Below are 23,807 nucleotides of genomic sequence, written 5' to 3'. Positions count from 1 at the left end.
CCCATGCTGGCACGGTTGCCACGCACCTCCCACCCATAGGCGAAGATGGACGGGTGAGTCGTGACAGCCTGTGGACAGCGCCCCGTGCCGAAGCCCCCGTGGATGCGTCCGTGACGCTGCCCGGATCCAAGTCGATCACCAACCGGGCGCTCATCCTCGCGGCGCTCGCGTCGGGGCCGTCGACGATCACCGGGGCCCTCCGCAGCCGTGACACCGATCTGATGATCCAGGGTCTGCGGGCGCTCGGCGTGTCGATCACCGCGACACCCGACGCCGCGACCGGCACCACCCTGCACGTGGTGCCGGGGCCGATGACCGGCGGCGTCGTCGACTGCGGTCTCGCGGGGACCGTGATGCGCTTCCTGCCCCCGGTCGCCGCGCTCGCGGCGGGCACCGTCGCGATCGACGGGGACGAGCAGGCCCGCACCCGCCCTCTCGACACCATCCTCGACGCCCTGCGCGGCCTCGGCGCCGACATCGACGGCGATGCCCTCCCCTTCACCGTGCACGGCCACGGCGGGCTGCGTGGCGGCACGGTCACGATCGACGCGTCCGGCTCGTCGCAGTTCGTGTCCGGTCTGCTGCTGTCGGCGGCCCGCTTCGACGAGGGTGTCACCGTGCGCCACGACGGTGGCTCGCTGCCGTCGATGCCGCACATCGACATGACCGTCGAGATGCTGCGCACCGCCGGCGTCACGGTCCTGACTCCGGGCGAGAGCGGCGCCGCCGATACGTGGAAGGTGTTGCCGGGCAAGGTCGATCCCGTGGACTGGGTCGTCGAACCCGACCTGTCGAACGCGACACCGTTCCTGGCGGCAGCGGCCGTCACCGGTGGCACCGTCCGGGTGCCGCTGTGGCCGTCGCGCACCACCCAGCCCGGTGACGCGATTCGCGGCATCCTCACCGAGATGGGCGCCGACGTCTCGCTCGACGACGGCGTCCTGTCGGTCACCGGCCCGACGTCGTTGCGCGGCATCGACATCGACCTGCACGACATCGGCGAGCTCACCCCCACGGTGGCGGCGCTGGCGGCGCTGGCGGAGGGTCCGTCGGTGCTGCGCGGCATCGCGCATCTGCGCGGGCACGAGACCGACCGGCTGGCGGCGCTCGCCACCGAGATCAACAATCTCGGCGGCGCGGTCACCGAGACCGACGACGGCCTGCGCATCGAGCCGCGACCGCTGCACGGTGGACAGTGGCAGTCCTACGCGGACCACCGGATGGCGACGGCCGGCGCGATCGTCGGCCTGGTCGTCGACGACGTCCGGATCGAGGACGTCGGCACCACCGCGAAGACGCTGCCCGGCTTCGAGAACCTGTGGGCGGCAATGCTGGACGCGGCAGAATCCACGCCGGGCACCGCCGAGCAGGGAGCGCTGTCCTGAGCCGCCGGCAGTACGACGAGTCCGACGTCCGGATCCGCCCGGGCAAGGGCACCCGCCCGCGAACCAAGACCCGACCCGAGCACGCGAGCGCCGAGGAAGCCATGGTGGTGTCCGTCGACCGCGGCCGGTGGGGCTGCGTGCTCGACGGCGACCCGGACCGACCGGTGGTCACCATGCGCGCCCGCGAACTGGGTCGCACGCCGATCGTGGTCGGCGATCGGGTGAGCGTCGTCGGCGACCTGTCCGGCAAGCCGGACACCCTCGCCCGCATCGTGCGGGTGGCCGAACGCACGACCGTCCTGCGTCGCACCGCCGACGACACCGACCCGTACGAGCGGATCGTCGTCGCGAACGCGGCACAGCTGCTGATCGTCGTGGCGCTGGCAGATCCCCCGCCGCGCACCGGATTCGTCGAGCGCGCACTCGTCGCCGCGTACGTGGGCGGCCTGAAACCCGTCCTCTGCCTCACCAAGAGCGACCTGGCCACGCCCGACGAGTTCGCCGCGACGTTCGCCGACCTCGACATCCCGGTCGTCGTGGCCGGGCGGGACGATCCGATCGAACCGGTGACGGAGATCCTCGCCGGGCACCTGACCGCGCTCATCGGCCATTCCGGGGTCGGCAAGTCGACCATGGTCAACCGACTCGTGCCGGACGCGGACCGGGCGACGGGCGTGGTGTCGGGTGTCGGCAAGGGCCGGCACACGTCGACGCAGTCGGTGGCCCTGCCCCTCCCCGGTGGCGGCTGGGTGGTCGACACCCCGGGCATCCGGTCGTTCGGGCTCGCGCACATCTCCCCGGAGAACGTCGTCGACGCGTTCACCGATCTCGCTGCCGCCGCCGAGGACTGCCCCCGCGGGTGCACGCATCTCGGTCCCCCGGCCGACCCCGAATGTGCGCTGGACAGGCTCACCGGCAAGTCCGCGGGCCGCGTCGAGGCGGTGCGCCACCTGCTCGTGGCCCTGATGTCGAACGAATCCTGGGCCTGAGAGAGCCCGCCGCGACGGCTTACGGCGCGGGCGACCCCTGCGCCCGGGCCGCGAGGACACGGAACTCGTCCTCGGTGATGGCCCCGGAGTCGAGCAGCGACCGCGCCGTGGCCAACTGCTCGTCCGTCGTCGTCCCGGCCACGGTGCGGATGTAGTCGTCCTCGGCCTGCAGGTGCTCCCGTTCCGCGGCGGCCGCCCGTTGTGCCATGGCCGGGCCGCGAGCGATCAGGTACACACACGCCGAGATCACCGGCAGGACGAACAGGAAGAACACCCACACCGCCTTCACCCACCCCGACAGTCGGTGATCCCGAAACAGGTCACCGAAGATCATGATGAGCACCATCAGGTACGCCGCGAACGCGAAACAGGCGAAGACCAGCCAGAAGTACTCCCAGAATGAGTCCATTGTCCGCTCCGTTCACGAGACGATGTCGAACAGGCTCGCCACCACCAACTCTCCCACCGCACGCCACTCACGGTCCAGGAAACGGTCGCAGCGCCGCGTCGAATCGTCCCCGAACGAACGAATTCCCGGTGTGGCACGCACCGAATCGATGCGTGCCACACCGGGAATCCGGGACGGCGTGGGTTCCGAGCGCCTCTAGCGGGACAGCAGGGCGCGCAGGCCGCGGCGCTTGCCGGCCGCCTTGTTGGCCGAGACCAGTCCGTGCCGGCGGCCGGTGACCGGGTCGATCGTCGCGGTGGTGTTGCCGCCGAACTTGCGCTCCGACGCCGTCTCCGGCGCGTCGTCGGAGGTGTCCTTGAGGTACTTGTTCGGCAGCGACAGCTTGGCGATCGTGCGCCATGCCTTGGCGTACTGCACCGGCAGCGGGCCGGTGGTGTACGGCAGGTCGTACTTCTCGCACAGCGCCCGCACCTTGACCGCGATCTCGGAGTACCGGTTGGACGGCAGGTCCGGGTAGATGTGGTGCTCGATCTGGTAGCTGAGGTTGCCAGTCATGAAGTCCATGACCGGTCCGCCGGTGATGTTGGCGCTACCGAGCATCTGCCGCAGGTACCACTCGGCCTTCGTCTCGTTGTCGACATCCGCCTTCGTGAACTTCTCGGCGCCGTCGGGGAAGTGCCCGCAGAAGATGACCGCGTTGGTCCACAGGTTGCGGATGACGCCGGCCGTGAGGTTCGCCGTGAGCGTGCTCTTCCACGCCTTACCGGTCAGGGCCGGGTAGACGACGTAGTCCTTGACCGTCTGCTTCGCGATCTTGCGGCCGACTTCCTTGGCGTTCCGCTTCGTGTACTCGCGGTCGTCGCGCCCGGCCGCCACCCTGCCCAGCTCGAGCAGTTGGATCGCGATGCCGTACTCGAACAGCAGCGCCAGGATCGCGTTGTAGGCGAGGTTGCCGTAGTTGAACGGACGCCACTTCTGGTCACGGGTGACGCGCAGCAGGCCGTAGCCCACGTCGTCGTCCATGCCCAGGATGTTCGTGTACTTGTGATGCAGGTAGTTGTGGGTCTGCTTCCAGTGCGCCGACGGATCGACGTTGTCCCACTCCCAGCTCGAGGAGTGGACCTCCGGATCGTTCATCCAGTCCCACTGCCCGTGCATCACGTTGTGCCCGAGCTCCATGTTCTCGATGATCTTCGCGACGCCGAGCATGCCGGTGCCGAGCAGCCACAGGGGCCGCTTCCGGCTGCCGAACAGCACCGCACGCGCACCGATCTCGAGTCCACGCTGCAAACGGATGGTGTTGCGGACGTAGCGCGCATCGCGCTCGCCACGGGAGTCCTCGACGTCACGACGGATCGCGTCGAGCTCACGACCGAGCGCCTCGACGTCCGCATCCGTCAGATGCGCGTACTCCTTGATGTCGGTAATCGCCACGGTGCCTACCGTACCGTAAGTTACGGCACCGTAGGTTGACACCGCACAACTGTGAGACAAGTCACTTTAGACTACTTTCGCCGCCTTGCGCGGCGCTTTTCCACCCGCGCCTCGGCGTGCGCACGCAGCGCCGACAGCAGGCCGCGGTGCGGCCCGGCCGACGCGTCGACCCGCAACGTCTCGACGACCCGCGCGCCGTCGAGCCGGAACTTGCGCTCCGACGACGTCTCCGGCGCATCGTCGGACGTCCGTGTCAGGAAGCGGTCCGGCAACGCGAGCTTGTGGATCGTCCGCAGGGCCAGGAAGTACTGGCGGCTGATCGGACCCGAGGTGTACGGCAGGTCGTACTTCTCGCACAGCGCCCGCACCCGCACCGCAATCTCGGCGTACCGGTTCGACGGCAGATCCGGGAACAGGTGGTGTTCGATCTGGTAGCTCAGATTGCCCGTCATGAACGCCATCACCGGACCGGCGTCGATGTTGGCGCTGCCGAGCATCTGCCGCAGGTACCACTGCGCCCGGGTCTCGTTCTCGAACTGCTCGACGGTGAACTTCTCGGCGCCGTCCGGGAAGTGCCCGCAGAAGATCACCGCGTACGCCCACAGGTTGCGCACGAAGTTCGCGGTCGCGTTCGCGGCAAGGGTGTGCTTCCACGCCCGGCCGGTCAGCGCCGGGAACAGCACGAAGTCCTTGCCGAGCTGACGGGCGATCTTGACCGCGAACTCCTTGTTGGGCGCCGAGTTCCACTGCTTCGGGTCGACGCCCGCGAGCCGCTTCTGCGCGTCCAGGTCGTGCAGCGCGATGCCCCACTCGAACGTCGCCGCCAGGATCACGTTCGCGATCGGCTGCAGCAGGTTGATCGGCCGCCACTTCTCGTCGCGCGTCATCCGGAGGATGCCGAACCCCACATCGTCGTCCATGCCGACGATGTTCGTGTACGTGTGATGGGTGTAGTTGTGGGCGCGCTTCCAGTGCTCCGACGGACCCGTCATGTCCCACTCCCACGTCGTGGAGTGGATCTCCGGATCGTTCATCCAGTCCCACTGGCCGTGGGTGACGTTGTGCCCGAGCTCCATGTTCTCGATGATCTTGGCGAGCGAGAGCATCGCCGTGCCCGCAACCCACGCGGGCTTGCGCCGACCGGCGAAGAGCGCCGCCCGGCCCGCGAGCTCGAGCGAGCGTTGCAGCCGGATCGTGCGCCGAATGTAGCGGGCATCGCGTACGCCCCGAGACTCCTCGACATCGCGACGGATCGCGTCCAATTCGCGCCCGAGGGCGTCGATATCGGCGTCAGTGAGATGGGCGAACTCTGTGATGTCCGTGATGGCCACCGAGGTCCTCCATTGGATATGTAGATCAGATCACCGGCGTCGACGATCGACGCGAGGCTTTGGATACCGCGCAGGTACCGGCAACAACGATACGGGAAATCGGACACCTGTCGGATCGGCTGAAGCGCGGATCACACGAGGTCTCAGGCCTCGAGCGTGCAATCGCCCGCCGCGGCCGAGACACAGGTTTGGATGCGCTCGCCCTCGGCATGCTCCTTGCCGTTGCGCAGGTCCACGGCATGACCGGAGGCGATCGGAACCACACAGGTCTGACAGATCCCCATGCGGCACCCGAACGGCATCAGCACGCCGGCCTTCTCGCCCGCCTCGAGCAACGTGGTGGCGCCGTCCACCTCGATCGACTTCTCGGACCGGGCGAACGTGACGGTGCCACCGGCACCGGACAGATCGGCCCGCGACACCGCGAACCGCTCCAGGTGCAGCTTCGGCGCGATCCCCTCGCTGTCCCAGGTCTTCTCGATGTCGTCGAGCATCCCGAGCGGTCCGCACGCCCAGGTCTGCCGCTCACGCCAGTCGGGACACACCTCGTCGAGCTCGGACAGCTCGAACTTGCCCTTGGAACGCGTGTGCCGGACGTGGCAGTGGAACGACGGGTGCGCCTTCTCCAGTTCGGCGAGTTCCTCACCGAACATCACGGCCTCCTCGGTGGGAGCCGAGTGGATGTGGACGACGTCGGGCAGCTCGCCGCGCCGGTTCATCGTCCGCAGCATCGACATCACCGGAGTGACGCCACTGCCCGCGGTCAGGAACAGGATCTTCTCCGGCGGCGGCTCCGGCAGCGCGAAGTTTCCGGTGGGCGCGGCGAGGCGCACGACCGTCCCGGAGGGCACGCCGGTCACCAGGTGACTGGACAGGAAGCCCTCGGGCATCGCCTTGACGGTGATCGAGATCAGCTTGCGGTCGACGTTCGGAGCCGACGTGAGCGAGTAGGACCGCCAGTGCCACCGGCCGTCCACATGGATGCCGATGCCGACGTACTGGCCGGGCTGGTAGGAGAAGTCGAAGCCCCATCCCGGCTTGATCACCAGCGTCGCCGAGTCGGCCGTCTCTGGCCGGACCTCGACGATGCGTCCCCGCAGTTCACGCGCGGACCACAGGGGGTTCACCAGATGCAGGTAGTCGTCGGGAAGCAACGGCGTGGTCAATCGGGTGACGGCACCACGCACCACGTTCGCCACGGACCGGTTCGAGCCCGCGACCCTTGCCGCCGGCGCCTCGATCCAGCTCTTCAGTCCCATCCGACCTCCATCTCGCACTTTGCGCGTACGACCAGCGTAGATCATGAGGCTACGGTGGCGTAAGTTACGGCCGAGTAGTAAGACGGGCTAACGACTCGTCGGGCGGATTCGCCGCGGGTCAGAGTAGCTCGAGCAGGAAGGGAAGCTCCTGCGTCGCGTACCACGCGAGTTCGTGATCCTCGGCGTCACCGAGCACGAACTCCGCATCCGGATCCCCGAGATCGGCGGCATCTACGACCTGCGCGGCCTTCGCGATGTCGGACTCCGCCTCCTCCAGATCGACATGCACCGACGCCACCTGGGACAACACGAGCACATCCGCCAGACGCACGACGGCGTCGTCCAGATCGGGCCGCAGCTTGACGTCCTCGACATCGGCGGCAATCACGGCCCGCCGGGGCAGGGGCGCGCTCTCCCGAGCGTCACCGCCGTCGCCCTCGTCATCGCCGTCACCCGCGTCGGACGCGGCGGCCGCGATCAACCGCAGCGAGGCCCGTGCGGCCTCCGCCATCGCCACCTCGGCAAGCTCCTCGTCGTCACCCGAGTGGTACGCCTCCCGCAGCGCCGGGGTCACCGCGAACGCGGTCCGGCTCACCGGGGACAACTCCCGCTCGGCGACCAACTGCCGCAGCATCGGGATGGTGGCGGGAATGTAGACCCTCATGCCCGACCTCCGGCCGCTTGTGTCCGTACCGACCGCGATTCCGACTCAGCCACTGGCTTCCACCAACTCCTCGAGAGACTCGTGCAACGACGCGGCGACCACGTCCACATCGGTCATGGCGTCGCGATCCGCATTCAAACCGTAGTGGACGTATCCGTCGTACGACGTCAGCGCGATGCTCAGCGCCTGATTCTCCAGCAGCGGCGACACCGGGTACATCTCGACCATCCGCATGCCGGCCAGGTACAGCGGGATCTGCGGCCCGGGCGCATTGGTCACCATCACGTTGAACATGCGCTGCGACAGACCGCTCGCGACCCGCGCTCCGCGAGCGTGCAACGCCGCCGGCGCGAATCCCGACAGCCGGATCATCGTCCGCGCCGTCACCTGCCGACTCTGCCGCGCGAACGCCTCCGTCGCATGCGCCACATGCGAGAGCCGCACCACCGGATTAGGCTCGCCCACAGGAAGATCCACCAGAAACGACGACGCACGGGCCTGCGGGAGACCGACCTCGTCGTCGCCGCACAGGTCGACGACGCTCGTCCCGTTCGTCCCCGGCCCGGCGTCACAGATCGACACCGGCACCAGCGCCCGAACGGTGGTCGCCTCCGACACCGGTTCCCCGCGGGACAGCAGCCAGGTCCGCATCGCGCCTGCAACCACCGTGAGGACGACGTCGTTGATGGTGCAGCCGTGACGGGCACGGAGTTCGCGGTACCGCTCGAGGTCGGTCCGCGCCACCGCGAACCGCCGGTTGCGGGAGATGGGCGCATTGAGCGGGCTCGACGGGGCCGGTTGGGCCGCGGTCCGGACCAGTGCAGCGATCTTCCCGACCGTGTCGGCCGCCTCGTCGACGACGGACGACATGTCCCCCAGGGTCATCCGCAACGTCTGGACACCCTCCCTCGGCTGCGACACCAGTTTCGCGAGGGCGCCCGCCACCAGAGCCGCCTCACTCGGCGCCGGTTCGGGCATCCACAGGTCGTCGACCGCCGGCACCGGCGCGGGGTCCTCGTCGAGCAGTACCTGACTGATCTCGAGCGCCTGCTCCCCGTCCACCAGCGCCGAGTGCGACGTGGTGAACACCGCGCACCGGTTGTCCGCCAACCCCTCGACCACGTACATCTCCCACAACGGCCGGGTCGTGTCGAGCGGTCGGGACGTCAACCGCGCCACCAGATCGTGCAACTGCGCGTCGGTGCCCGGCGACGGCACCGCCGACCGTCGGACGTGGTAGGTGATGTCGAAGTCGGGGTCGTCGACCCAGACCGGGCGCGCGAACCCGAACGCGATCTCGCGCACCTTCCGGCGGTAGCGCGGAACCAGATGCAGCCGGCTCTCGATCAGCCGCAACACGGCCTCGAAGTCCAGCCCCGTTTCGGGCAACTGCAGGATCGCGAGCGAACCCAGGTGCATGGGTGTGTTGCTCGCATCGAGAAAGTAGAACGACGCGTCCTGCGTCGTCAGCCTGGTCGCTCCGGCCACCTATCGCCCCCTGCCTTCGGATCCCTCGACCGCAGGATCCCCGCCGCCCGAATCGCGGCAGATTCCCGAATCGAGAAGTATCGCAATCTCTTCCACCGCCGCCACCGCGTCGACGTGGTGCACCCCCACCATGCCCGCTGCGGCGGCCGCACGCACGTTCCCCGCGAGATCGTCGACGAAAACGCATTCGAACGGTGCGAGCCCGAGCCGGGCCGCGGTCAACTCGTAGATCCGCCGATCCGGTTTCGCGATGCCCACGTCCCCCGACAGCACCACCTCGTCCACGAAGGACCCCGCCAGATCACGCAGGCGCCGGGCTCCCGGGCCACCGGGGTCGTTGCTGAGGATCGCGGTGCGAATGCCCCGCCGGCGCGCGTCCACGACGACGCCGGCCATCAGTTCGGCGTCCGCGCCGGGCCCCCCCAGCACCCCGCCGAAGTCCAACACCAGTCCGCGCACACGCTCAGCCTAGAACTCGCCGCGCACTCCGGCGACACGGACGACACGGACGACACGAAGCCGGCCGAATCCGATCCGGCGTACCCCTCGCTTTTCGGATCCGCACGTGCCATGCTGTCCGCCAGATTCCGTACCTCTCCGCGGAGTCGACCTGCACCACCCGTCGACACGTGTGTATCGGCACCCGCCGCGTCCCGGCGAGCGCGCGATACCGGAGAGGCCAGATCATGACCACACCGCACCGGTTCCTGTCCCGCGCACCGCAATGCGAGCCGCCCGCATCCGAGGCCCCGGGGTATTCGGCGTGCCCGCCCGCGCCGCGTCCGTCGGCGCTCCGCGCGCCGACACGCTCACCGCACGACGGCCGCTCGTCGCGCCGGACACCGGCAACCCCACCCGATTCGGGTGCATCACCCGACGCGCGGCGGTTCGCCGAGAGTGCGCTACGCCTGACGCTCGAAGTCCTCGACCGCCGCCGCACCCCGGCCCAGCTCCGTCCGATCGTCACCCCCACCGTGCTGGACCTCGTGAACGCACTCACGCGCTCCACCCCGGCCGGCAGCAGGCTGGGGACGGCCGCACTCGCTCGTGTGCGGGTGCAACCGGTTCATGTGAACGCGTCCGACGTGTTCGAGGTCTTCGAGGTGTTCGGCACCTACAACCGCGGCAGCCGGGTGTTCGCCGTCGCCGCGCGTATCGAACGCGGCAACGGCAGACACCCGGCCGGCTGGGCGATCACTTCACTGCGGATCGCCTGAGGTCAGCGTCAGCGCTTGCGCTTGGAGCGCGGAGCCTTCTTCGCCTTCGCATCCTGGCGGGCGGCGTCACGCCGCTCGCGGCGCGTGCCCGCGCCCCCGTCCTGCTCGTCGACGGACCTGCTGACCTGGGCGTTGCCGTCCTCGGCCGGGCCGGAGAAGGTGAGCCCACGCGGCTGCATCTCGTCCAGGCCCTTCGCCTTGAGCGCCGAGGGAGCCGCCGAGCGGGCCGCGTCCTGGGCCGCCTGCTCGGACGGCAGCGGCTGTGCCGACTTGGTCAGCGAAGGTCCGCCACCGGCCGCGGCCGCCGCCGAGGCGGCGGTGACGCTCACCGCAGAGCCGCCGCCCTGCGGGGTTCCGGCCTCCACCTGGAGGTTGAACAGGAACCCGACCGACTCCTCCTTGAGGCCCTCGAGCATCGCGATGAACATGTCGTAGCCCTCGCGCTGGTACTCCACCAGCGGATCGCGCTGCGCCATCGCGCGCAGACCGATGCCCTCCTTGAGGTAGTCCATCTCGTAGAGGTGCTCACGCCACTTGCGGTCCAGCACCGACAGCAGCACGCGGCGTTCGAGCTCACGCATCCCGCCGGCGCCGGCGATCTCGTCGATCTGCTGCTCACGCTTGGCGTACGCGTCCCGGGCGTCCGCCAGCAGCGCCTCGAGCAGTTCCTCACGCCCCAGGTCCGACTCGCCGGCATCGGCCGCGCCCACGAGCTCGTCGTGGTCGATACCCACCGGGTACAACGTCTTCAGGGCCGTCCACAGCTGGTCCAGATCCCAGTCCTCGACATAGCCCTCGGCGGTGGCGCCGTTGACGTACGCGGTGACCACGTCCGTGATCATCGACTCGACCTGGCCTTCGAGGTCCTCGCCCTCGAGGATGCGGCGACGCTCCTCGTAGATGACGGTGCGCTGCTTGTTCATCACCTCGTCGTACTTGAGGACGTTCTTGCGGATCTCGTAGTTCTGCTGCTCGACCTGCGTCTGCGCGCTCTTGATCGCCTTCGAGACCATCTTGGCCTCGATCGGGACGTCGTCGGGCAGATTCAGTCGCGTCATGATCGACTCGAGAGCCGCACCGTTGAAGCGCCGCATCAGCTCGTCACCGAGCGACAGGTAGAAGCGCGACTCACCGGGATCGCCCTGACGACCGGAACGACCACGCAGCTGGTTGTCGATACGACGGGACTCGTGCCGCTCGGTCCCGAGCACGTACAGGCCGCCGGCGGCCCGCACCTTCTCCGCGTCCTCCTTGACCTCGGCCTTGACCTTGGTGAGGACACCGTCCCACGCGGCCTCGTACTCTTCGGGGCTGTGCACCGGGTCGAGGCCCTGCTTGCGCAGCACGAGGTCGGCGATGATGTCGGGGTTGCCGCCGAGCACGACGTCGGTGCCACGGCCGGCCATGTTGGTCGCGACGGTCACCGCGCCCGAGCGCCCCGCCTCGGCGATGATCGTCGCCTCCTGCTCGTGGAACTTGGCGTTGAGCACGTTGTGGGCCACGCCGCGCTTGGTGAACTGCTTCGACAGGTACTCCGAGCGCTCGACGCTGGTGGTACCGATCAGCACCGGCTGGCCGTTCTGATGCCGCTCGACGACGTCGTCGACGACGGCGTCGAACTTGGCTTCCTCGGTCTTGTAGATCAGGTCGCCGTTGTCCACCCGGAGCAGCGGACGGTTGGTCGGGATCGGGATCACGCCCAGGCCGTACGTCTGGTGCAGCTCGGCGGCCTCGGTCTCGGCCGTACCCGTCATGCCCGACAGCCGGTCGTACAGGCGGAAGTAGTTCTGCAGCGTGATCGTGGCGAGAGTCTGGTTCTCGGCCTTGATCTCGACGCGTTCCTTGGCCTCGATCGCCTGGTGCATGCCCTCGTTGTAGCGGCGCCCCACCAGCACACGGCCGGTGAACTCGTCGACGATGATGACCTCACCGTCACGGACGATGTAGTCCTTGTCCCGCTGGTACAACTCCTTGGCCTTGATGGAGTTGTTGAGGTAGCTCACGAGCGGCGAGTTCGCGGCCTCGTAGAGGTTGTCGATGCCCAACTGGTCCTCGACGAACTCGACACCGGCCTCGTGGACACCGATGGTGCGCTTACGGATGTCCACCTCGTAGTGGACGTCCTTCTTCAGCAGCGGCGCGATCCGCGCGAACTCGCTGTACCACTTGCTGGACGCATCGGCCGGGCCCGAGATGATCAGCGGGGTGCGGGCCTCGTCGATGAGGATCGAGTCGACCTCGTCGACCACGGCGAAGTTGTGGCCCCGCTGCACCAGGTCGTCGAGAGTGTGCGTCATGTTGTCACGCAGGTAGTCGAAACCGAACTCGTTGTTGGTCCCGTACGTGATGTCGGCGGCGTAGGCCTTGCGACGCTGCGCGGGCGTCATGCCGGACAGGATGACGTCGACCTCGAGCCCCAGGAAGCGGTGGACACGGCCCATCCACTCCGAGTCTCGCTTGGCGAGGTAGTCGTTGACGGTGACGACGTGGACACCGTCCCCGGAGATCGCGTTGAGGTACGCCGGCAGCACACAGGTCAGGGTCTTGCCCTCACCGGTCTTCATCTCCGCGACATTGCCGAAGTGCAGCGCCGCACCGCCCATGACCTGGACGTCGAAGTGGCGCTGGCCGAGCACACGGCTCGCGGCCTCCCGTGCCACGGAGAACGCCTCGGGCAGCATCTCGTCGAGCGTCTCGCCATCGGCGTAACGCTTGCGGAACTCGTCGGTCTTGGCCCGGAGTTGTTCGTCCGACAGCGTCTCCACCTCGGGAGAGAGGGAGGAGACATGGTCAGCGATGTGCTTGAGCCGCTTGACCATGCGACCTTCACCTACACGGAGCAGCTTCGATAGCGACAGTGACGGCACGGTCCTCTTTGTCCTCAATCCTCGGTGTCAACTAATGACAAACGTAATGACAAACGGAATCCGGCTGAGGTCGGGTGACCCCAGCCGGATCCCATGGTATGCGCAATCAAGGTCGGGCGAGTAGACCGACCTTCTGCTCACGTCACGCCAGACGTATCAATCCGTAGTCGAACGCGTGGCGGCGATACACGACGGAGGGCCGATCGGTCTCCTTGTCGTGGAACAGATAGAAGTCGTGCCCGACCAGTTCCATCTCGTACAGCGCGTCGTCGACGGTCATCGGCTCGGCGGAGTGGACCTTCGTGCGCACGATCTGGCCGGGGCCGGGTGGAGCCTCGCCGTCCAGTGACAGATCGCGATCGATCGCCAGCGAGTCGTCCTGTGCCAGCGCGGCCGTGGCCTGCGCGACGGAGACCGGGGTCTTCTCACCGTAGTGGACCTTGCGGCGATCCTTGGTCCGACGCAATCGGCTTTCCAGCTTGGCAGTCACGGATTCGAATGCCGCGTAGAAACTGTCCGCGCTCGCTTCGGCGCGGGCGACAGGCCCCTTGCCGCGGGCCGTGATCTCGACTCGCTGGCAACTCTTCGCCTGTCTGCGATTGCGTTCGTGCTGGAGTTCCACATCGAAGTGGAAGATGGTGGGATCGAAGCGCTCGAGTCGTGCGAGCTTCTCGGAAACGTAGACCCGGAAATGTTCCGGAACTTCCACGTTGCGTCCTTTGACGACGATTTCGGCGTTGTTCACGCCCGTAGTGCTTGGCGCCTCCGCGATGGCGGTGTCTTCGGTGTCTTCGTCGACGAAAACCGAGGCTTGCGTAGGGGTCGTCACTCGTACCTCCCGATAAACGGCCGGCTCACATTGATGGAGACCGGCGAGTTCGATCTCGACCGGGCGGGGAACCACCCGGCTCAGAACGTGAAATATCACCTCCCACCTGTGTCTTCGGGTGTGAACGCGACGCTAGTACGTAACCGCGCGGTGTGCCACTGTTCAGCCATATTTCACCGGTGTGTCGTCGACGACATCCGCTCCGATCGCACGGTTTCGGCGGGGCCCGCACCCGGCTCGGGGAGCCCCCCGGGCGGCGCCGGAATTGTCTGATCATGCCGCCGCGACCACCAGCACCGCTCCGACCTGCACACCTTCGGACCCGAGCACCCGAACCGCCTCCGCCGAGGTCGCCCCGGTGGTGACGACGTCGTCCACGAGAACGACTTCGGCGCCCGTGCGACCGAGTCGGACGATCTCGTCGCGCCGGGCCGCCGACAGCCGGACCCGGCCCGCCAGATTGTCCTGCCGCTGCCCGGCCGACAGCCCGACGGAGTCACGCACCCCCCGCCGCATCGACAGTGCCGGACACACCCGGCACCCGGACTCCAACAGACGCGCAGCGGCCTGCGCGGACCGGAGCATCGGATCCCCGCCCCGTGCGCGCGCCGTGCGGGCCCGCGTCGGGGCCGGAACGAGCACCAGCGGCGCCAACTGCGGCGGATCCAACTCACCCCACCGCCGCAGCGTGTCGACCGCGTCCGCGAGCGCGGCACCCAACGGCGCCGCCAGGTCGCGGCGGCCCCGTTCCTTCGCCGCGATCACCGCACGACGGCGAGGACCCCCGTACGGCCCCAGCGTCCACACCGGCACGCCGGGGTCCACGCGCGGGTGCACCGCAACCGGGTCGTCCGACAGAGCGCGCCGGCACCGCTCGCACCAGCCCACACCGGGTTCGCCGCAGCCCCCGCACTCGGCGGGGAGGATCAGGTCGAGGAGTGCGCGCATGCCGGGAGTGTGCCCCGCTCCCCCGACAGGAACCGCGGGGCGCGACCGCCGTCCGCGGCGAAGGTCAGCCCGGCAGCACCGGGATCGCGTTCATCCCGGTCAGGCCGGGAACCTCACGCCAGTACCGGTCACCAGCCGGATCGTTGTTGTTGAGCTGGAACACCGCTCGCGAGTCCGCGACGTACTCGGTGGTCGACGTCGCATCCACCGCCAGCACCGGGGTGGTGAGATTGCGGCTCGGCAACGAGTCCATCCGCGAACCGTCGACCGCCAACTGCACGACCGGAATGTCCGAGCCCGAACGGACCACGACCACCGTGTCCGCGGTACTCCAGTCGAGTGACACCGCGGGACCGCCGAGACCGTTCGCCACGGCGCGCGGATTGGTGAGCGAGAACTCGCCGTCCGGCTGCCGCACCACCGTCGCCACGTAGACCTTGCCGTCGACGATGAGCGCCGCCCGGACCCCGTCCCGGGACAGCCGCAGCTCGGTGATCGGCCCGCCGAGCGCGCTGATCGCACCGATCTCGACGTTCGTCGTCGTGAGCTTCCCGGTGCCGGTTTCGCGCACCACCCGCACCACCGTCGAGCCGTTGATCGCGGCCCACACGGTGGAGCCGTCGAACGCCCATGTCGGCCGGGTGATCGACTGCGCCTCGAGCGCGGTCGCCACGTTCCCGTCGTAGGTGCCCACGACCAGTGCGGTCTGCGGCTCCGGCGCGGGTCGCCGTGTCTCGGCCACCGCCGCCACCAGCGTCCCGTCCCGCGACAACGCGATCGACCGGAGGTTGTCCGACGCACCGAAGTATCCGGGGACCGGCGCCGCCACCCCGTCGTTCACGGAGACCAGCCCACCGCCGCGCAACGCGTGGAGGCCGACGCTGGCGCTGGACGTCGCGAGCGGGTTCAGCGACGCCACATCCGCCGTCGTCCACCCCTCGGTGTACCGCTCGTCGAGCGGCTGACCGTCGGCCAACAGGACGTACGGGCCGGAGATGTCGGCGCCCGCCAACGTCCAGATCACCTGTGCGGCAAGGAGCTCGCGTGACTGCGTGTTCATCCGCCCGAGGCCCTGGAAGTCGACGCGGACACCGCCCAGCCCCACTCCGACCTGGGACGGTCGGCCGTCGGCCTTGGTGATGGTGCCGAGCACCGAGACCCCCGAGCCCAGTTCGTTGCGCACCGCACCGGCGAGCGACGGTTTGGGTCCGTCGATGAGAAGACCGATCAGTTGCGTCACCATCTGGTCCGGGCTCGCCGCGATCCACCGCGGGTCTGGAACGACCGTCTGCGCCGTCGGGTCGAGGAAGTACAGCGACTTGCGCTGATACGAGTTGAGGAACTGCGGACGATCCATGATCACACCGTTGGGCAGTTCGTCGATCCGCCACTCACCGTCCACCTTGGCCCAGCTGAACTTGGCCTCGAACGTGCCCTCCTGCGCCTGGTACAGCCCCCCGGGCTCGAGCTGACCGACCCGGTTGGCGCGGATCGTGTAGACCGCGCGGTCGGCGGTGCGGGACTCGAGGATGAGATCGATCTTGTCGACGATCGTCGCGCTCGCGGCATCGTCCCAGCGCGCCGACATGTCCTTGGTCAGGTACTGCCGGGCAGCAAGATGCCGATTGGCCGGGTCGGTGCTGGCCTTGACGAAGTCGCGCAGCAGCAGATCCGGCTCACGCCCGGGGGCCGGCGCCTCCACGCTGGTGCTGACCGGAGCCCGCTCGATCGTCCCGATCGCCTGCGGCGTCGACGAGTCCGGCAGGTTCGCACAGCCCGCCGTGCCGAGCAACAGCGCAACCAGCGCCGCAGCCGCCAGGGCTGTCCGGGAGCGCCGCATCCGTACACCGGTCACGACTCACGCTCCCGGACCCGGGGCACCGTCGGGGACTCGTCGGGATCCGGCTGCACCGGATCGGCCGTGACCGGCCCATCCGGCGTGGCCGCCGCGTCAGGTGCCGCGGGGGGCGCCTCGGTGGGTGCCTCGGTGGGTGCCTCGCGGGGTGCCGTCGGCTCGGGCGGCGGCTGGCCCTGGACGAGCTTCCGGGTCGCCGGCTTCAGCGGGAGCGGACTCCGCGTGACCTTGCGCCCACGCACCCGCGGCAGCGTCAGCCGGAAACACGCTCCCTCGCCGAGTTCGCCCCAGGCTTCGAGCGTGCCGTTGTGCAGATTCGCGTCCTCCACGCTGATCGCCAAACCGAGCCCGGTTCCGCCGGACCGCCGGACGCGGGACGGATCCGACCGCCAGAACCGGTTGAACACCAGCTTCTCCTCCCCAGGGCGCAGTCCCACGCCCTGGTCACGCACGATGAAGGCGGCCGCGTCGTCGTCCGCCCGCAACCGCAGCAGGACGGGCTTGCCCTCGCCGTGGTCGATCGCGTTCGCGAGCAGGTTCCGCAGGATGCGCTCCACGCGGCGCGGATCGACCTCCGCGATCACCGCCTCCTCCGGCAGATCCACGATCAGTTCGGTCGACGTCTCCTTCGCGAGGTGGCGGACCGTGGAGATCGCGGCACGCGCACACATCCGCAGATCCAGCTGCTCGGCCGCCAGTTCCGCGACACCGGCGTCGTGCCGGGAGATCTCGAGCAGGTCCCCGAGCAGACTCTCGAACCGGTCCAGCTCGGCCACGAGGAGCTCGGACGACCGCTTCAGGATGGGGTCGAGTTCGTCGCTGCTGTCGTGGATGAGGTCCGCGGCCATCCGGACCGTGGTGAGCGGGGTCCGCAGCTCGTGGCTCACGTCCGAGGTGAAGCGCTTCTGCAGATTGCCGAACTCCTCGAGCTGGGTGATCTGCTTCGACAGGCTCTCGGCCATCTCGTTGAACGACATCGCCAGCCGGGCCATGTCGTCCTCGCCGCGGACGGGCATGCGTTCCTTGAGCCGGCCGTCCGCGAACCGCACCGCGATCCGGGACGCCGACCGGATCGGCATGACGACCTGACGCGCAACCAGCATCGAGATCGCGGCGAGCAGCACCGCCAGCACCGCGCCACCGATCAGCATCGTGCCGCGCACCAGTGACAGGCTGCGGTCCTCGCTCGCGAGCGGGAACACCAGGTACAGCTCGAGCGTCGAGATGTCCGACGCGGTGGGGCTGCCGATGATCAGCGCCGGACCCGAATACCCGTTGGGGTCGGACACCGTCGCGAACTGGTAGCTGATCTGGTTCGCCCGAACGAAGTCGCGCAGGCTCGTCGGGATCTGGTTGGCGGGCCCACTCGTCGTCGGCGCCCGCGGGCCGTCTCCGGGGACGATGAGCACCGGATCGAAGGTACCTGCGGATCCGGAGGTCTGGCCACCGTCGGGCTGGCGGTTCGTCAGCGCGAGGCGGGCGGCGTCGAGCCGCACCTGGAGGGATCCGCTGTCGTCGGCGCCGGCGAGCTGCGCCTCGACGGTGCTCCGCGCACGATCGAGTTCCTCGGTCGCGGCAGTGATCTTCGCTTCCAGGAGGCGATCGGTGATCTGACTGGTCAGCACCACGCCGAGAATCGTGATCACGATCAGCGACAGCGACAGCGTCGACACGACGACGCGAAGCTGCAGGGACCGGCGCCAGGAGTGGGCAAGCCAGTTGCCGCACGCCCGACACCAGCGGATCAGCGGCGAGAAAGCCCGATTGGCTCGCCGCCGGTTCCGGCGGGCACCGATCACGGCGGTCCGGCCTTGTAGCCGCCCCCCCTGACAGTAAGCACCACCTCGGGATTCTCGGGATCCTTCTCGACCTTGGCGCGCAGTCGCTGGACGTGCACGTTCACCAGTCGGGTGTCGGCCGCGTGGCGGTATCCCCAGACCTGCTCGAGCAGGACCTCGCGGGTGAACACCTGCCGCGGCTTGCGCGCCAGGGCGACGAGCAGGTCGAATTCGAGCGGCGTGAGCGAGATGAGCGCGTTGTCGCGCGTCACCTTGTGCGCCGGCACGTCGATCATGATGTCGCCGATGCTCAGGACCTCCGCCGGTTCCTCCTCGGTGCGACGCAACCGAGCGCGCACCCGGGCAACCAGTTCCTTCGGCTTGAACGGCTTCATGATGTAGTCGTCCGCGCCGGACTCGAGGCCCAGGACCACGTCGACCGTGTCCGTCTTGGCGGTGAGCATGACGATCGGGACACCCGATTCGGCCCGCAGCACCCGGCACACGTCGATACCGTTCATGCCCGGCAGCATGAGGTCGAGGAGCACCAGATCCGGTCGGGTCTCACGAACGGCCGACAGCGCCTGGCTTCCGTCACCGACCACGAAGGGTTCGAATCCCTCACCGCGGAGCACGATGGTGAGCATCTCGGCGAGTGCCGTGTCATCGTCGACAACCAGAATCCTTGGCTTCATATCCCTATCGTTACATCTCTGAGGCTGCTAAATGCGGAAAGGCGCGTTCACTGCCGCGGCGTGCCGCTCAATGAGCCCGTCCCGACACCCGGGACTACCGGGCCGTGTCGCGCCGCTCATGCAAGAGTGCCAGTTTATCGGCGAGCGCGCCCGGATCGACATCGGGCGCGACCGACCACCACAGCGAGTTCCAGTCCGCCGCGGCCAGTTCCCGGTACACCTGCCCGGTGCGGGCCTGCAGGGCGCTGTCCTTCTCGTAGGCGTCGAGTGCGCGTGAGGCGTCCGCGGCCCCGCGCGCACGCGCGCGCTCCTCCGCGAGCGCGACGGGCACGTCGAGATACATCTGCAGGTCGGGCCGCGGCAGACCGAGCCGGTCGAACTCGAGTTCCTCGATCCACGTGACGAACTCGCCGTCACCGTGCTGATGCAACCGGGCCGCGCCGTACGCGGCGTTGGAGGCGACGTAGCGGTCCAGGATCACCACGTCGTGGCTCGCGACCAGCTCCCGGAGCCGAGGTGCGGCCCCGGCCCGGTCGAGCGCGAACATCACCGCCATCGCGTGGACCGACTCGCTGAGATCGCCGTGCGCCCCCTTGAGCGCCTCCGACGCGAGATCGGCGTGGATCGACGCGCCGTAGCGGGGGAAGTCGAGCGTGGCGACCGTCAGACCGTCCTGCTCGAGCTGCGTGACGACCTTGCCGACCAGCGTCCGTTTCCCGGCGCCGTCGAGCCCTTCCAGAGCGATCAGAATTCCCACGGGCACCACACTAGGCAGCGGCGCTGCCCGTGCGCACTTCGGTAGTAGCCACCACCAGAAGTGCGCACGGGCGCGAAGCCCCCTAGTAGCGGTAGTGCTCCGGCTTGTACGGGCCCTCGACGTCGACGCCGATGTACTCGGCTTGATCCTTCGTCAGCTTGGTGATCGAGCCACCGAGCGCCTCGACGTGGATCTTCGCGACCTTCTCGTCGAGGTGCTTGGGCAGACGGTAGACCTCGTTGTCGTACTCCTCCGGCTTGGTCCACAGCTCGATCTGCGCGATCGTCTGGTTCGCGAACGAGTTCGACATCACGAACGACGGGTGACCGGTGGCGTTGCCGAGGTTCAGCAGACGTCCCTCGGACAGCACGATGATCGAGTGGCCGTCGGCGAAGGTGAACTCGTCGACCTGCGGCTTGATGTTGATCCGCGTGACATCACCGGCGCGCTCGAGGCCCGCCATGTCGATCTCGTTGTCGAAGTGACCGATGTTGCCCAGGATCGCCTGGTGCTTCATCTGCTTCATGTGCTCGAAGGAGATGATGTCCTTGTTGCCGGTGGCCGTGATGACGATGTCGGCCTCGCCGATGAACTCCTCGACGGTCTTGACGTCGTAGCCGTCCATCATCGCCTGCAGCGCGTTGATCGGGTCGATCTCGGTGACGGTGACACGGGCGCCCTGACCGCGCAGCGCCTCCGCGCAGCCCTTGCCGACGTCGCCGTAACCGCACACCAGCGCGGCCTTGCCGCCGATGAGGACGTCGGTGCCGCGGTTGATGCCGTCGAGCAGCGAGTGGCGGGTGCCGTACTTGTTGTCGAACTTGCTCTTGGTGACCGAGTCGTTGACGTTGATCGCCGGGAACGCCAGCTCACCGGCGGCGGCGAACTGGTACAGGCGCAGGACGCCGGTGGTGGTCTCCTCGGTGACACCCTTGACCGACTCGGCGATCGCGGTCCACTTGCCGCCGTCGGCCTCGAGCGACTTGCGCAGCAGCGCCAGGAACACCTTGTACTCGTCCGAGTCGTGCTCGTCGTCGGTGGGCGGGACGACGCCGGCCTTCTCGTACTGCGCGCCGCGCAGCACCAGCATCGTGGCGTCGCCACCGTCGTCGAGAATCATGTTCGCGGTGCTGCCGGGCCAGGTGAGCATCTGCTCGGCCGCCCACCAGTACTCCTCGAGGGTCTCGCCCTTCCACGCGAAGACGGGGACACCCTTGGGCTCCTCGACGGTGCCGTGCGGGCCGACGACGATGGCCGCGGCGGCGTGGTCCTGCGTCGAGAAGATGTTGCACGACGCCCAGCGCACCTCGGCACCGAGAGCCGTCAGGGTCTCGATCAGGACCGCAGTCTGGATGGTCATGTGCAGCGAACCGGAGATGCGAGCACCCTTGAGCGGCAACACGTCTGCGTACTCCCGACGCAGCTCCATCAGACCGGGCATCTCGTGCTCGGCCAGCCGGATCTCCTTGCGACCGAACTCGGCGAGCGAAAGATCCGCCACCTTGAAATCGATACCGTTGCGGTGCTCGGCCACGGGTGCCGCTGAAGCTGAGGACGTCATGTGTCTCTCCTGTTCACTGTCTGGAATGACACCCAGGTTATCGGGTAGGCGATCCACCCGGGGACGTGCCGTACCCCGTCAGACGTGTGCGACGACGTCGACGAACGGCGCCAGCAGGGCGGCGAGGTCGCGTGCATCGTCACCGTCGGACGCCGGCGGCATCGAGACGTAGCTCAACGCGACCCGCACCACACCCCGGGCGAGGATCGCCGAATCGTCCTCCGACGCCTGAATCCAGCTCCGCCGGAACGTCTCCGCCAGCCGCCCCGACGCCCGCTCGATGAGCGGCGCGCTGTCGGTCGTGACGATCCGCAGCAGATCCGGCTTGGCCGCACCAGTCCGCAAGGAGCACACCAGCGGGTCGTCGGCGCTCGCGTGGAAGAACGCGGTGAACCCGTCGACGAGAGCCGCCCGGGCATCCCCGACGTGCGCGTACACCGCGGCCGCCACCGCGTCGACGAAGCGGTCGACCAGCTGCAGTGCGTATCCCTCCGCGAGGCCCTGCCGCGATCCGAACTCGTTGTACAACGTCTGCCTGCTGATCCCCGCGACCGCGGCGACGTCGGTCATCGTCACCTTCGACCAGTCCCGCTCGAGCAGCAGGTCGCGGACGGCGCCGAGGATCGATTCGCGCAGCAGCAGCCGCGAGGCCTCCTGGTAGGGCACGCGGGGTTGCAGCTCGGTCATGCCACCGACCCTAGTGACACCGCGCGGCCGCCTGCACCCGGCACACCCGTCAGCTCCGCTCGACCTCGACCATGAAGAAGTCCTCCTTGGCCGCGCCGCAATCCGGGCAGCTCCAGTCGTCGGGGATGTCCTCCCAGCGCGTACCGGGGGCGATGCCCTCGTCGGGCCAGCCCGCCGCCTCGTCGTACTCGAAGCCGCACTGTGCACACTGGTAGAGCTTGTAGTCGTTCACGATCACCCTCCTACGGGTTCGAAGTCGATCTTCTCGCGGACGCCGCAGTCGGGGCAGCACCAGTCGTCGGGCACCGCGTCCCACGCCGTCCCGGCCGGGAATCCCTCCCGTGGGGCGCCGACGGACTCGTCGAACACGAACTCGCACACGGGACACCGATACATGCTCATGCCGCTCCCCCGTGTGCCGCGAGCAGCTTCGCCCGCTTGCTCGGCTGCAGGTTGACCTTCGTGATGTCGCCGTCGTAGTGCGCGAGGACCCGGCGGTCCATCACCGCCCGCCACAACGGCGGCACGTACGCGAGCATGATCATGCTGGCGTAGCCGCTGGGCAGATTCGGCGCAGTGTCCATGCTGCGCAACGTCTGATAGCGCCGCGTCGGGTTCGCGTGGTGGTCACTGTGGCGCTGCAGGTGGTACAGGAAGATGTTGGTGCAGAGGTGGTCGCTGTTCCAGCTGTGTGCCGGAGTGCAGCGCTCGTAGCGTCCGCTCTCGGTGCGTTGCCGGAGCAGGCCGTAGTGCTCGAGGTAGTTCACCGTCTCGAGCAGCGTGAATCCGACAACGGCCTGCAGCAACAGGAACGGGGCCACCTCCCACCCGAAGATCGCGATCATCGCGCCGAACAGCACGACCGACATCAACCACGCATTGAGGACGTCGTTGCCGATCGTCCACGGCCCCTTGCCGAGCCGGTCGAGCCGCGCCTTCTCGAGCGCCCACGACGACCGCAGACTCCCCCACACGCTGCGCGGCAGGAAGGCCCAGAAGCTCTCGCCCAGCCGGGAACTGGCGGGATCCTCCGGGGTCGCGACCCGGACGTGGTGTCCACGGTTGTGCTCGATGTAGAAGTGCCCGTAGAAGGACTGCGCGAGCGTGATCTTCGACAGCCAGCGTTCGAGGTCGTCCTTCTTGTGGCCCAGTTCGTGCGCGGTGTTGATCCCGATGCCGGCGACGCAGCCGACGCTGACGGCGAGGCCGATCTTCGAGACCAGCCCGAGCCCGCCGTCGATGCCGAGCCAGCCCAGGTCGTCGGCCGACCACAGGTAGCACGCGACGACCACGGTCACGATCTGCAGCGGGATGTACGCGTAGGTGCACCACCGGTAGTACCGGTCGTTCTCGAGTTGCTCCATGACCTCGTCGGGCGGGTTCTGCCCGTCCGCACCGACGGCCAGGTCGAGGATCGGCAGCAGCACGTACACCAGCATCGGTCCGATCCACCACCAGACGGGCGACACCGCTTCCAGCCCGACACGGTTCGTCAGCCACACCAATCCGAGCGCCAGGAAGATCGCGGTGGGCGGAACGAGTCCCAGCAACCACAGGTAGCGCTTCTTGTCCCTCCATACCGCCGTCTCGGCCGGCGCGTTCGTCGCCATCGACGTCCCCTTCCACGTGGCCACCCGATGTGGGCAGCATCACC

Annotated in this window: 23 protein-coding genes; 3 read left to right on the top strand and 20 right to left on the bottom strand. The window is 68.4% G+C overall.

Annotated elements, in window-relative coordinates; all coding sequences use genetic code 11:
• The first annotated feature begins 53 nt into the window (after positions 1 to 53).
• The gene (aroA, locus tag IJ15_RS0105810) at positions 54 to 1,385 is read left to right on the top strand and encodes a 3-phosphoshikimate 1-carboxyvinyltransferase (RefSeq protein WP_031937400.1); all 1,332 of its coding nucleotides are present in this window, start codon (positions 54 to 56) and stop codon (positions 1,383 to 1,385) included.
• Positions 1,319 to 2,374 (top strand): ribosome small subunit-dependent GTPase A, encoded by a 1,056-nt coding sequence (gene rsgA, locus IJ15_RS0105805; protein ID WP_407984024.1) that lies wholly within the window; start codon positions 1,319 to 1,321, stop codon positions 2,372 to 2,374. Before aroA ends, rsgA begins: the two co-directional genes overlap by 67 nt.
• 19 nt (positions 2,375 to 2,393) lie before the next feature.
• On the opposite strand, the gene IJ15_RS0105800 is transcribed toward rsgA, so the two are convergent.
• From IJ15_RS0105800 to IJ15_RS0105765, 8 genes are all read right to left on the bottom strand, one after another.
• Positions 2,394 to 2,783, bottom strand: coding sequence for an SHOCT domain-containing protein (locus IJ15_RS0105800; RefSeq protein WP_031937398.1), 390 nt, complete (start codon positions 2,781 to 2,783; stop codon positions 2,394 to 2,396).
• Positions 2,784 to 2,795: 12 nt separating this feature from the next.
• Positions 2,796 to 2,942, bottom strand: a complete 147-nt coding sequence (locus tag IJ15_RS25965) for a hypothetical protein (protein WP_156112028.1) — start codon at positions 2,940 to 2,942, stop codon at positions 2,796 to 2,798.
• A 36-nt stretch (positions 2,943 to 2,978) separates the two neighbouring features.
• Positions 2,979 to 4,217: a fatty acid desaturase family protein gene (locus tag IJ15_RS0105790; RefSeq protein ID WP_031937397.1), complete on the bottom strand. Its 1,239-nt coding sequence runs from the start codon at positions 4,215 to 4,217 to the stop codon at positions 2,979 to 2,981.
• A 71-nt stretch (positions 4,218 to 4,288) separates the two neighbouring features.
• A complete protein-coding gene (locus tag IJ15_RS0105785; RefSeq protein WP_031937396.1) occupies positions 4,289 to 5,548 on the bottom strand; it encodes a fatty acid desaturase family protein in 1,260 nt (419 codons plus the stop codon).
• Positions 5,549 to 5,691: 143 nt separating this feature from the next.
• Positions 5,692 to 6,807, bottom strand: a complete 1,116-nt coding sequence (locus IJ15_RS0105780; RefSeq protein WP_031937395.1) for a ferredoxin reductase — start codon at positions 6,805 to 6,807, stop codon at positions 5,692 to 5,694.
• A 118-nt stretch (positions 6,808 to 6,925) separates the two neighbouring features.
• Positions 6,926 to 7,471 carry a DUF6912 family protein gene (locus IJ15_RS0105775; RefSeq protein ID WP_031937394.1) on the bottom strand — a complete coding sequence of 182 codons (546 nt, stop codon included), beginning with the start codon at positions 7,469 to 7,471 and terminating at the stop codon, positions 6,926 to 6,928.
• A gap of 45 nt (positions 7,472 to 7,516) precedes the next feature.
• On the bottom strand, positions 7,517 to 8,890 hold the full coding sequence (locus IJ15_RS0105770; RefSeq protein WP_231569434.1) for a WS/DGAT/MGAT family O-acyltransferase: 1,374 nt from the start codon (positions 8,888 to 8,890) through the stop codon (positions 7,517 to 7,519).
• Positions 8,891 to 8,959: 69 nt separating this feature from the next.
• Positions 8,960 to 9,418 carry an HAD-IA family hydrolase gene (locus IJ15_RS0105765; protein ID WP_031937392.1) on the bottom strand — a complete coding sequence of 153 codons (459 nt, stop codon included), beginning with the start codon at positions 9,416 to 9,418 and terminating at the stop codon, positions 8,960 to 8,962.
• Between the two features lie 227 nt (positions 9,419 to 9,645).
• Here IJ15_RS0105765 and IJ15_RS0105760 point away from each other — a divergent pair, with 227 nt between their 5' ends.
• Entirely contained in the window at positions 9,646 to 10,176 is a 531-nt protein-coding gene (locus tag IJ15_RS0105760) for an Rv3235 family protein (RefSeq protein WP_031937391.1), read from the top strand.
• An 8-nt stretch (positions 10,177 to 10,184) separates the two neighbouring features.
• Here the strand turns inward: IJ15_RS0105760 and secA are convergent, their stop codons facing one another.
• From secA to IJ15_RS0105700, 12 genes are all read right to left on the bottom strand, one after another.
• Entirely contained in the window at positions 10,185 to 12,995 is a 2,811-nt protein-coding gene (secA, locus tag IJ15_RS0105755; RefSeq protein WP_231569432.1) for a preprotein translocase subunit SecA, read from the bottom strand.
• Between the two features lie 190 nt (positions 12,996 to 13,185).
• Positions 13,186 to 13,872, bottom strand: coding sequence for a ribosome hibernation-promoting factor, HPF/YfiA family (hpf, locus tag IJ15_RS0105750; RefSeq protein WP_031937389.1), 687 nt, complete (start codon positions 13,870 to 13,872; stop codon positions 13,186 to 13,188).
• A gap of 273 nt (positions 13,873 to 14,145) precedes the next feature.
• Positions 14,146 to 14,820: a ComF family protein gene (locus IJ15_RS0105745; RefSeq protein ID WP_031937388.1), complete on the bottom strand. Its 675-nt coding sequence runs from the start codon at positions 14,818 to 14,820 to the stop codon at positions 14,146 to 14,148.
• 64 nt (positions 14,821 to 14,884) lie between these two features.
• Entirely contained in the window at positions 14,885 to 16,660 is a 1,776-nt protein-coding gene (gene lpqB, locus IJ15_RS0105740; RefSeq protein ID WP_031937387.1) for an MtrAB system accessory lipoprotein LpqB, read from the bottom strand.
• Positions 16,661 to 16,671: 11 nt separating this feature from the next.
• Positions 16,672 to 18,474, bottom strand: coding sequence for an MtrAB system histidine kinase MtrB (gene mtrB / locus IJ15_RS0105735; protein WP_031937386.1), 1,803 nt, complete (start codon positions 18,472 to 18,474; stop codon positions 16,672 to 16,674).
• Positions 18,471 to 19,148, bottom strand: a complete 678-nt coding sequence (mtrA, locus tag IJ15_RS0105730) for an MtrAB system response regulator MtrA (protein ID WP_031937385.1) — start codon at positions 19,146 to 19,148, stop codon at positions 18,471 to 18,473. Before mtrA ends, mtrB begins: the two co-directional genes overlap by 4 nt.
• 94 nt (positions 19,149 to 19,242) lie before the next feature.
• Entirely contained in the window at positions 19,243 to 19,905 is a 663-nt protein-coding gene (locus IJ15_RS0105725; RefSeq protein WP_031937384.1) for a dTMP kinase, read from the bottom strand.
• Positions 19,906 to 19,987: 82 nt separating this feature from the next.
• A complete protein-coding gene (gene ahcY / locus IJ15_RS0105720; protein WP_031937383.1) occupies positions 19,988 to 21,466 on the bottom strand; it encodes an adenosylhomocysteinase in 1,479 nt (492 codons plus the stop codon).
• Between the two features lie 78 nt (positions 21,467 to 21,544).
• Positions 21,545 to 22,153, bottom strand: coding sequence for a TetR family transcriptional regulator (locus IJ15_RS0105715; protein ID WP_031937382.1), 609 nt, complete (start codon positions 22,151 to 22,153; stop codon positions 21,545 to 21,547).
• Between the two features lie 49 nt (positions 22,154 to 22,202).
• Positions 22,203 to 22,385, bottom strand: coding sequence for a rubredoxin (locus IJ15_RS0105710; protein WP_031937381.1), 183 nt, complete (start codon positions 22,383 to 22,385; stop codon positions 22,203 to 22,205).
• Between the two features lie 2 nt (positions 22,386 to 22,387).
• Positions 22,388 to 22,555: a rubredoxin gene (locus IJ15_RS0105705; protein WP_031937380.1), complete on the bottom strand. Its 168-nt coding sequence runs from the start codon at positions 22,553 to 22,555 to the stop codon at positions 22,388 to 22,390.
• The gene (locus IJ15_RS0105700; RefSeq protein WP_031937379.1) at positions 22,552 to 23,763 is read right to left on the bottom strand and encodes an alkane 1-monooxygenase; all 1,212 of its coding nucleotides are present in this window, start codon (positions 23,761 to 23,763) and stop codon (positions 22,552 to 22,554) included. Before IJ15_RS0105700 ends, IJ15_RS0105705 begins: the two co-directional genes overlap by 4 nt.
• Positions 23,764 to 23,807: the final 44 nt, after the last annotated feature.

The sequence above is a fragment of the Prescottella defluvii genome, assembly GCF_000738775.1.
GTDB classification, from domain to species: domain Bacteria; phylum Actinomycetota; class Actinomycetes; order Mycobacteriales; family Mycobacteriaceae; genus Prescottella; species Prescottella defluvii.
Note: the sequence above shows the minus strand (reverse complement) of the source record. Positions and strands in the feature narration are given on the sequence as shown.